7 protein-coding genes and 1 pseudogene are annotated in these 10,378 nt (G+C 70.0%); 4 read left to right on the forward strand and 4 right to left on the reverse strand.

Annotated elements, in window-relative coordinates; translation table 11 throughout:
• The first annotated feature begins 222 nt into the window (after nucleotides 1–222).
• Nucleotides 223–3,093, forward strand: a complete 2,871-nt coding sequence (locus ABZ646_RS30355) for an AAA family ATPase (RefSeq protein WP_360525721.1) — start codon at nucleotides 223–225, stop codon at nucleotides 3,091–3,093.
• A gap of 194 nt (nucleotides 3,094–3,287) precedes the next feature.
• A complete protein-coding gene (locus ABZ646_RS30360; RefSeq protein WP_360525724.1) occupies nucleotides 3,288–3,923 on the forward strand; it encodes a response regulator transcription factor in 636 nt (211 codons plus the stop codon).
• Between the two features lie 147 nt (nucleotides 3,924–4,070).
• On the opposite strand, the gene ABZ646_RS30365 is transcribed toward ABZ646_RS30360, so the two are convergent.
• The 4 genes and pseudogenes from ABZ646_RS30365 to ABZ646_RS30380 all read right to left on the reverse strand — a co-directional run bounded on the left by ABZ646_RS30365 (nucleotide 4,071) and on the right by ABZ646_RS30380 (nucleotide 8,160).
• Complete coding sequence (locus ABZ646_RS30365) at nucleotides 4,071–4,805, reverse strand: hypothetical protein (protein ID WP_360525727.1); 735 nt, start codon at nucleotides 4,803–4,805, stop codon at nucleotides 4,071–4,073.
• 1,020 nt (nucleotides 4,806–5,825) lie between these two features.
• Nucleotides 5,826–5,993 (reverse strand): annotated as a pseudogene (locus tag ABZ646_RS30370) (alpha-L-rhamnosidase C-terminal domain-containing protein); the annotation flags it as partial.
• Between the two features lie 189 nt (nucleotides 5,994–6,182).
• Nucleotides 6,183–7,442, reverse strand: coding sequence for an MFS transporter (locus ABZ646_RS30375; protein WP_360525730.1), 1,260 nt, complete (start codon nucleotides 7,440–7,442; stop codon nucleotides 6,183–6,185).
• Between the two features lie 58 nt (nucleotides 7,443–7,500).
• Entirely contained in the window at nucleotides 7,501–8,160 is a 660-nt protein-coding gene (locus ABZ646_RS30380) for an NUDIX hydrolase (RefSeq protein WP_360525733.1), read from the reverse strand.
• A 942-nt stretch (nucleotides 8,161–9,102) separates the two neighbouring features.
• Here ABZ646_RS30380 and ABZ646_RS30385 point away from each other — a divergent pair.
• Both ABZ646_RS30385 and ABZ646_RS30390 read left to right on the forward strand, forming a co-directional pair.
• A complete protein-coding gene (locus tag ABZ646_RS30385) occupies nucleotides 9,103–9,453 on the forward strand; it encodes a hypothetical protein (RefSeq protein WP_360525736.1) in 351 nt (116 codons plus the stop codon).
• 140 nt (nucleotides 9,454–9,593) lie between these two features.
• A partial coding sequence (locus ABZ646_RS30390) for an iron-containing alcohol dehydrogenase (protein WP_360525739.1) occupies nucleotides 9,594–10,378 on the forward strand: 785 nt, incomplete at its 3' end.

Below are 10,378 nucleotides of genomic sequence, written 5' to 3' on the forward strand. Positions count from 1 at the left end.
ACCGGCCCGCGGCTCGTGGGGCGGGCGCGGGGCGGGGCGGACCGCGTCGCCGGCCGCTGCCGCCGCGGTGGCGGTCGCCGACCGGTCGGACGAGGGCCCGAGCACCCGCGCCGAGGGCAGCCATAATGGCCGACGGCGCAAGGCCCCGACCCACCGGGTCCGCGGTGGGTTGTACGGCGGGTTCGTCGGCCAGACAAGTGAAGTGAAAGGTGCGGTGCGGCAGTGGGCGGTCCGTCAGGTGTGCAGATGGTCCGCGGCGGTACGGCGGCGCGTCTGGTGCGCTCGTGCCTGACCAGCCGCCGCTCAGAGCTGGACGCGGTACTCGGCAGCGTCCGCGATCCGGTCGACCGTCGTCCGGTGCTGGTCCGCGGAGAGCGGGGTGCCGGGCGCACCGCGTTGGTGCGAACCGCCGCCGAACAGCTGAGCGGGGAGGGGGTGGTAGTGATCTTCCTGCCCTGCGTGCCCGGCGACGCCGAGCACCCCCTGCTGCTCACACTGCGGATGGTGACGGCGCTGGAGGAACACCGGGCCCGTACCGCCGGGTGGCGTCCGTCCGGCACACCGGCCGCGGACGTGCTGTCCGCCGTGGAACAGGGCGACCGGGCGGCGGTTCGCGAGTCCCTGGCCGCCGCGCTGGCGCAGCCGGTTCCCGTGGTCGTGGTGGTCGACGACGTCCACCTCGCCGATTCCGCCTCCATCGCCGGGCTCGGCAGGGTCAGGACCGAACGCGGCGCGGGCGGTGCCCGGTTGGTGCTCACGGCGGTCGACCACGGCCCGGTGGGCGGGTCTTCCGGCTCCGGGCGGGCGGTCGATCGGCTGGCGCGCAACCGTACGGTGCTCACCGTCAGCCTCGCACGCCTCGGTCCCGAGGACGTCACGGCCGCCGTGAGCCAGCAGTTGCAGGCGGTGCCCGACCGCCGGCTCAGCGAGTTGGCGTACTCCCTCAGCCGCGGGATTCCGGGCGCTGTGGACGCCCTGCTCACCGGGTGGGCCGAGCAGGGCGCGATACGGGTGGTCGACGGCCACGGATATCTGGACAGCACTGCCCCGGTACCGGTGCTGCCGGACGACGACCGTTTCATCGCGGCCCTGGACGCGCTGGGTGAGCCGCACCGGACGGCGGCCGCGGTGCTGAGCATCCTGTGGCCGCTCGGCCGGGCGGCGGTGGAACTGGGCGCGGCGGCCAGTGGGCTGTCCGACGCGAACATCGAGGCCGGCATCCGCCCTTTGACCGACGCGGGGATCGTCGACGAACTGCCCTCTCACGACGCCGACGGCCCGGCACGTGGCTGGCGGTTCCGCATACCGCTGGTGGAGCACGCCGTCCGGGAGCGGCTCGGCCCGCTTGAGCGCCGGCGCCTTTCGGCCGCCGCGGTGGAGGCGCTGTGGGCGGCCGGTGAGACAGCGCACACCGCGGCCCTCCTCGTTGAAGAGGCGGACGCCGTGTGGTACCTGCCCGACCGGATCGCCGACGCGGGCACCCTGCTCGACCGACGCCGCGCCGCGACGGAACTGGTAGCGGCCGCCGACCGGTTGCACCCCGCCCCCGGGACACAGGCCATCGCACGGTGGCTGGGGACCGCCGCGCTCCTGACCGACCAGCCGTCCGCACGCGATCTCGCGCTGTTCCAGTACGCCAAGGTCTCCTACCTCAACGGCGACTACGCGGCTTCGACGGCACAGACCGAGGCGATCCTGCGCAACCCGGGCGAGGGTCTCGGCGTGCTGGACCTCCAGGAGACGGGCGTGCTGGCGGTGAGCGCCGCAGCGGCCGACGACAACTGGGAGCGGGTGTCCCGGATGGCCGAGCAGCGCTGGTGGGACGATCTGCCGCTGCCTGCCTTCACCGAAGTGGCAGGCCGGACAATTGCATTGTGCCTGCTGGAGAGGTGGCCCGAGGCGCTGGCTCTGCTCGACCGGACGGAGGCGGTGTGGAACACCGATCCGGCCTACCGATTCCACCCCGAGCTGTGCCGCGCGGCCTGCGAATACGTGATGGGTCGTCCAGAGAGGTTCCTGCGCTCGTTGGACGCCCCTGTCCTGGACGGCCTGCCCCCGGAACGGGTCTACTCGATGACCGTCATGCAGTTGGATCATCTCCTCGGCACGGGCGATCTGCGACGCGCCGAAGACCTGCTGTCGGCTCGCGGTATGACCTCCGAGGTGCTGTGGGCGACCAGCCGTTTCCTGCTCTGTCACTTGCAGGGCCGCTGGAACGAGGCCATGGAGACGGCGTGTTCGGCACTGGCGCACGACCGGACGTTCGACGCGGCGCCGAACCAGCATCTGCTGGCCGCCAGAACCGCGGCCATCCTGCTCGCCCGGGGCCGCACCACCAGCGCCAGCCGCCTGCTGGACAGCGTGCGCGGCCGCAAACCCGGGCCGCTGGAGCACACCCTGGACCACTGCGAGGCCGAGGTGCTGCGGGCCCTCGGCGAGTTGGATCAAGCGGCCGGCATTCTGCGGCGCGGCTTGGAAGCGGCAAACGAACGCCAATGCGTCTACGCCACGGACGAGTTGTGGGCCACGCTGGCCGTCGTGTCGCAGGAAGCCGGGCGGCACGCCGACGCGTCAGCGTGTCTCAGCCGACTGCACACGCTCGCCGAGCGGATGGGCAGCGGACAGTCACGGCTGCTGTATCTGCTGGCGTCGGCCCGGGTGCTGGGCGGCGACCCGGCCGAGGATGTCCGCGACCGCCTGCGCGAAGCGGTGGACCTGGCCCGGTCGCGCAGCCAGCCGTTCGAGACGGGCATCACGCTGGCCACCGCCGCCATCGCGGGCGCGGGGCCGAAGACACTGCTGTACGAGGCGTACGAGCTGTTCGGCGAGACCGGCGCCGCGCTGTGGCGTTACCGCGCCAGGGCCGCACTGCGTGACGCCGGGCTCGCCGTGCCCGGCCGAAAGCAGGCGACCACGGAGAACGACCACCTGCTGGCCACGCTCATCGCCGAGGGGCTGACCAACAGGCAGGTTGCCACTGTGTTACGTCTGAGCGAAAACGCGGTGGCCCACCGCATCACCCGGCTGTTCACGCGCACCGGTCTTCGGTCCCGTACCAAGGTCGCGACGGCCGTGCTCACCGCGGCCCGCTGATCGCGACGGGCCCTTTCCGGAGCGGCGCCGCGCATGGTCGCGGCCGCACGGAACGGCGGGCGCGACTCGTGGCAGCTTTCCCTGATGTTAGACCGGAGGGGGTCGCTGGAGCGGAAACCGAGGATACGTCCATGACAACATCGCCCTCCTGATCGCCGTGGATACGCAACACCGTTTCCCGTGAGGGAGGGCCGATGCCTCAGCAAATGCTCAGCGACGTGGTCCAGGTCGCCGTGTACGCACCCGACCCCGTTGTCCGGGTCGGTCTGGTGAGCTGCCTTCAGCATGACCGGAGGCTGTCCGAGATCAGCAGCAGCCAGGATGCCGACGTCACCGTGGTGGCCGTGGACACCATGGACGTCTCAGTCCTGGACATGCTGCCCGGCCTGTGCAACCGCCCCGACGCCCGTTTCGTGGTGGTGGCGGGAAGACGGTGGCATGCCGAGGTCTCAGCGTCGGTCGACCACGGGGTGCGCGCCGTGCTGTGGCGCGACTCCTTCACTCCCGCGGTCTTCGCCCGGACACTGATGACAGTCACCCAGGGCGGCGGATCGCTTCCGCCAACGCTCCAGGGCAGGCTGATGGAGCAGGTCCAGCGAACGCATCGTGAGGTCCTCACCCCCCGCGGGCTGACGGCGTCCGGGGTCAGCCAGCGCGAGGTGGATGTGCTGCGTCTGGTCGCCGAGGGCCGGGAACTGTCCGAGATCGCGGAGAAGCTCTCGTACTCGGAGAGGACCGTGAAGTACGTCCTGTACGGCCTGATGAAACGCCTGCAACTGCGAAACCGCGCCCACGCCGTCTCCTACGCCATACGTACGGGGCTCATCTGACGGCGACTCGGGCCAGTCTCCTTGGCGCTTGGCTTGACCCTGAAGGGGATTCGGTCCGGACGGCGCTTCTCGGCAGGCAGCGGGCGAGGGCCGGAAACGGAACGGGGGCCGTACCACGTCGGTGGTACGGCCCCCGGCGCGAGGTGCTCACACCCTGAAGACGACGGCTTCGATCAGCTTGGTCGTCTTGTCGGCCGAGCCGCAGAAGAGGTAGTCGGGTTTGGCGCCGCTGCTGCCACACTGGGTGGTCTGCCAGCCGACGTTGGAGGAGACGTAGGTGTTGGCACAGATGGTGCCCGATTTCACGCTTGTCATGAATGCCCTCATCGCCGCCCCCGAGCCGGGGTTTCCGATGACGAGGTTCTGGCCGTTCGCCGCCCCCTTCCAGTTCCAGGCGCCGCCGCCCTGCCAACCGCTGCTGGCCATGTATGCGTTGGCTTCGTTCCCCGACGTACCGGCCGTGGAGAGCTCGACGGCTTCGATGGGCCGATTCTTCCCGGTCTCACCCGCCACGCCGCCGTCGCACACCGGAGCCTCCCAGCCGACCTCGCTGACGTAGGCCCGGTAGCAGATGTGCCGGCCTGGGTGGGCGGCGGCCCGTTGTGCGACGGCATCCGCGGCGGTCGTCGGCGGTGACGTCCTCTTCTCGGACGAGGCCGGGATCGCACCCTGACCGGCGGCGGCCTCGGCCGTCACCTTCGGCTTCGGCGCGCTGCGGTGCTCGGCCGTCGCGCTCGCCGTGGCGGTGCGCGTGGGCGAGACCGACGGAGAGCTGGAGGTGTGGCCGTCGGTTGGGATGCTGCTGGGCGTGGTCGGCACGGTGACGCCCTGGGGCGCCGCCAGAGGGTCGCCGGACTGCTCGCTGTGACCCGTGTGTCCCACCAGTACGATCGAAGCCCCGACCAGCACCGTCCCGGCAATGGCCGCGGCGGCGAGTACCAAGCCGCGCCTGGTGACCGCCGCCTCCTCCGCGGCGGGCTCCGCTGAATCATCGGACGCGGTCGCCGGAGCGGACACGGGACTCGCCAGAGCGGCCGCAGGACTCTCCGGAGCGGCCTCACCCGCGGGCCTGGCGACGGCCGTGGCGCGCGGCAACAACATACCGCCGGGGTCCCCGGCTGCAACGGTCATGTGCACGGCCCGGCGAACCGATGGGGAGGCTCTACCGGTCCCTGGTGAGGTCTCGTGCGACTGTTCGTGCTGGGGTGGCATCCTCGGTTGTCTCCTCGTCGTTGTGGGTGCGCCTGAAGCTTTCGTCCGGTCCGGCCAAGCGATCCCTGCCCCACCGTCTGATCACACATCGGTGACCTGTTCAGCAGCACCCGCCACCGTCGGCAGGTTCTTCCCCGGCTTGCCCGGACACGTCTCGAACCCCTCAGCGGTAGGCGCCATACCCCCGCCTTCACCTCGTCCATCACCGGACCGAGGTCACGAGCGACCCCACGCACCTGCGCGGCGATGCCACGGTTGCCGGACTCGGGGCCGTCCGCCGGTCGAGGGCCGTCAGCAGGCCGTCGGAGGTCGCGTGGACCCGCACCATGTCATCCGCCCAAGCAGCAGTACGTGTGTTGGCACCCCGGGGGACTGAGTCAACCGCCCGGCCGCCGCACCTGCAACCACTCCCGGCTGATCACGGACTTGCGTACACCCGGGTCTGCCCGCCCATGCGCACCGGCGGAGCACGCGCCCGTTTCGACTGTCGGCGCCACCCGCAAAGTGCCTGCTCAGCGCGCTGGGCAGGCGGCAGGATGAGCTGCCGGTCACGTGGGCGAGCGCAGGATGAGGAGACTGGCCCGCACAAACCACGGGCCGGTCAAGGCGTACGAGGCAGTCGAGCGGCCGGATCCGCCCGCCGTGAGCGTGGCCCGGGACCTGCCGCAGACCTGCCGTGGTCGAGGCAGCTCACCGCACGCCGACGCGTCGTCGCTCCGTGAACCGGCCCGGACCCAGCGTCAGCTCCTCACCACCAGGGAAGAGCACGGTGGCGGTGGAGGTGGGCGGGACCTCGACGGTGATATGCAGTTCGTCGCCCTCCGTACGCCATTCGACCGCGATGGTGCCGCGTGGGCCGCCGAAGGTGCCCCGCGCCCAGCCGACCGACGGGTGGGGTACGGGCGAGACTACGAACCGTTCCCCTTGCTGTAGTGGTTGAGCGAGTCGTGCGCGCCGCCGTTCTCGTGGTCAATACGCCTAGGCCCGATGCCAGCCGTCGGCGCAGCCGGTTTCACCGACGCCGCAGCACGGTGGTACAGGCGGGGTTCACGTCTTCGCGGACGGCTGCAACAGGCGAGGCGCGTCGGCCATACGCCGCCAGTGGCTGCCCGCGAGTGCGGCGAAGACCAGGACGAGGCAGGTACAGGTCAGGAAGGTGGTCCGGTAGCCGAATCGCTCGACGAGTAGACCGCTCCCCGCCTGGCCCGCCGCGTTCCCGGCCGCCACGAGGGTCGTCACCCAGCTGTACGCCTCGGTGGTCCGGGACATGGGCACCAGCCGGTCCAGCAGGATCGTCTGCGCGGTGAGCTGCGGGGCCAGCGTGGCCCCGCTGAGCACCAGGGCAACGGCGATGCCGGGCACACCGCCGGCCAGTGCGGGCAGTAGGAGGAGCCCGAAGGCGGCCATCAGCAGGGGGAGCCGCACGATCGGTGAGCGCGGCCAGGGACGCAGACTGTACGCCAGGCCTCCGAGGACCGAGCTGACCGACCACGCGGCCAGGAGGAGTCCCGTGTAGCGGGACGCGTCCAGCGCGTCGGCCGCCGCGGTCGTCGTCACCGTGACGAATCCGACGCCGACTCCGAACCCAAGGGCAGCCACCAGCAGCGGAGGCATGCCGGGAAGCCGCAGCACCGGCCGGCGATCCACCACCTGAAGGGCTGGCGCCGTCGCCCGTTCCTCCGCCTGGCCGTGTGTGCGCGGTGCGTCCTGGTGCGGCGCATCGCTCCACGCCCGTACGACCGGTGCGGTCGCGAATCCCAGCGAGGCTCCTGCCACCAGGACCACCGTGCACACCAGGGACGTTCCCGGCCACAGCAGGGTCGCCAGCGTCGCGCTGAGGGCCGGTGCCAGCAGGTAGCACGCCTCCGTCGTCACCGTCTCGTAGCTGAACGCGGTCTCGCGCCGCGGGCCCGGCGGCAACAGCCGCGGCCACATGGCGCGGGAGGCGACCGCCACCATGGGCTGGGTGGCGCTCTGCGCGAGCACCGCCGATGCGAGCAGTGCCGTGTGGGTCACCGAGCCGTGCGGCCAGCCCACTATGAGTACCAGCAGTGCACTCACCGCACAGTGGGCGCCGCTCAGCGCGAGCAGCGGACGCCGGGGACCGAAGCGGTCGATGAGCCGGCCCTGCACCGGCCCGGTCAGCGCGGTGCCGACCAGGCTCAGCGCCATCATCACCCCGGCGAACGCGAACGATCCGGTCATAGCCTGGACGTAGGTGAGCAGCGCCAGGTTGGATCCGGCGAATCCGAACCGCCCCACGAGCGACCACACCACCGGACGCGGTGCCCCGGGCGTCGTCAGCACGGCGAGGTAACCAGCGGGTTGTGCGGAGGATGTGTCTGCCCGCTTGTCCTTCGTCGTTTTATCCGTTCTCGTCGGTGCGACGTCTGCCGAGCGGATGCCGGTGCAGCAGTGCCAGGGCCGCCAGCGACGGCGCGTCCACGAACCGGCCGTCCGCCACCATCCGGTCCAGTGTCCCGGCGTCCACCCAGCGTTGGGTCATGTCGGACTCGGTCGCCTCCCGGCTCGGTGCATGGAGGGTCAGGTCCTCTGCGAGGAAGACCTGACAGCGCTGCGAGGAGTAGCCGTGGGCCACGTGCAGCCGGCCCAACCAGGTCAGGGTGCCGGCCGCCAGCCCGGTTTCCTCCAGCAGTTCGGCACGAGCCAGTGCCACCGCGTCCGCCGGGGGCCCCTCGCCGACTGCGTCGTCGCGCAGGAGCGTGTCCGTCGTGGGCGTCGTCTCCCCGGGCCATGAGCCCTGCGGGAATTCCCAGAACCGGCCGCCCACCGGGTAGCGGTACTGCTCCACCAGGTGGAAGCCGTCCCGCTCCCGCGGCAGGACCAGCGCGAAGTCCGGCTTGTCCACGACCCCGTAGAGACCGGCCGAGCCGTCGGGATGACGCAGTATGTCCTCACGGACCGTCATCCACGCGTTGTGGTAGGCCGACCGCGACTTCAGGAGCTTTGGCGCGCCGACGGGGCGGCGGGCAGCCGGAGGGTGCAGTTCACCGGAGTCCGTCATCGCCGCATCGCCCCCGCGTCCTCCGGAAACATGGATTTTACGGCCCGTTCACCGTTGTAAATGGAGAATGCGGCCCGTGCGGCGAACCTCACCGGAATGATTCGTGAACGTCTCTCGTCCGGGAATTCCTGGGTACCCCCGCACGCGAGGGGGACACGTGGGCGCCGAAGGGAGCAATGAGTCCCCGCGGTACGGTTCTGCGAAATGTTTCGCTCCTCTGTGCAACGTTCAGCCTCTTCCGATCCGACGGGTGTCGCCGCCGCAGTGTCGGCTGCGGCTGCACCCGAAGGAGCGGGATGATCTTCGACCGCCGACCGGACGGGACGTGAGCACGCCGTTCGAACTGTCAACTCGGGGCGGTCACCGCGAACGGGGCCCGGACGGTTTGACGCTCCCGACGGGCTCCCGGCTCCTGCAGTCGCTCCACCGGCAGTCAAAGCCATCCTTGCGGCCCTGCGCAATGCCTCCGGAGCGAGTGACCGAAATATGCCAGGCGAGTTTGGTCGACCTGTCGGACATTCTCGAACGAGCGCGGGGCTCTTCGTTCGGGAAGTAAACGGTGCGAGGAGTCAATATCGGCCAATCCTCCGCAGGTACGCCATCCTGCACACCCATCCGAACGGTCCCCGAAGAATGTGGTCACGCAGCCAGTTCGGCATTCACCTATCGAGAAGGACTGGCCGAAACCTGATGGCCCAGTTCTTGACTATTGACCCCGCCCCTGCCTTCAATCAACTGTCGCGAAGATCTACCAGAGATGCTCCTCCCCATTTAATTCACTTCTGCGAACGAAGCAAGCGTCGTGACCCACGTACCGTCGCGGTACGGAATCGACGACTCACAGAGGAATCCGTGTCCTGGGGTTTCACCGGACTTTCCGGTGAGCCGACGACCACCGTCACAGAACACCGCGGGCCGGTATTTCCCGAAAGAGGCAAAGTGGTGAGGTTGCTGCTGATCGTCAGAACCCGTCCGTTGCCGGGGCAGGAGGCCGAGTACCACCGCTGGTACGACGACTTCCACCTCGACGAGGTCCTGCGAGTGCCCGGGTTCGTCACCGCCGAACGGTGCGCCCCGCTGGAAGGCCAGGGCCCGGAGTCCACAGACGACGGGACTCATCTCGCCCTGTTCACCGTGGAATCGGACGACATCGCCGTGACTGTCGCCGCGTTCCGCGAGGCCCAGCGGTCCATGGCGCGGCCCCCCTGCCTGGACCCCGACAGCATCTCGCTCACCTGGTGGCGCCTGCTCGGGAGACACACGGCATCCGCCACGGCACCGCCCGGCGCATAGCGTCCCGCACCCGCTCCCCCCATCCCCTCATAAGGCCCCAGGACCGCCGTTCACCGTGGAACGGTGCGTGTAGTGGTCGTTTCCTTGGCATTCCTAAGTCGGCACCGAGGTGCCCTGACGCAGACAAGAGGCGTACCGACATGACGCTCCCGTCCCATTCCGCGTTACAGGCCGTGCTGCCGAACCCCGGGGCTTCGGCCATGGCCACCCCGCACAAGTGGCGGGTGAGCACGAGCAAGGAAGTCGCCTACGAAGTGTTCCTCAGCCCCGGGCTCCTGGATCCGGACAATCCGGCGCTGGCCGAGGCAGGTGTCCCCGAAGCGGTTCGGCCCGGACGCCGGCTCGTCGTCGTTGACAGCACCGTGTACGACCTGTACGGGCCGCGTATCCACGCGTACTTCCAGAACCAGCGCGTCGAGTACGGTCTGTGCGTCATCGACGCCCACGAAGGCGTCAAGAGCATGGAGACCGTCTTCGAGATTGTCTCCTCGATGGACTCCTTCGGCGTCTCCCGGCGTCGCGAGCCCGTCATCGCTATCGGCGGCGGCGTCCTGACCGACCTTGTCGGTCTCGCTGCCAGCCTGTACCGCCGTTCCACTCCCTACATCCGGGTTCCCACCACCTTGATATGCATGGTGGACGCGGCCATCGGCGCGAAGACCGGGGTGAACTTCCGCGAGCACAAGAACCGCCTGGGCACCTACCACCCCTCCGCCGTCACCCTCATCGACCGCGAGTTCTTGGGCACCCTCAGCGCCCGCCACGTGTGCAACGGCCTCGCCGAGATCCTCAAGATGGCCATGGTCAAGGACGCCGAACTCTTCGAGCACCTCGCCGCTCACGGCTCCCGCCTGGTCCGCGACCGGATGCGGGCCGGTACCGGGACGGACGGCGACCGAATCGCCACCGAGGTGATGCGGCTGGC

This window comes from Streptomyces sp. NPDC007162, from assembly GCF_040634175.1.
Classification (GTDB): domain Bacteria; phylum Actinomycetota; class Actinomycetes; order Streptomycetales; family Streptomycetaceae; genus Streptomyces.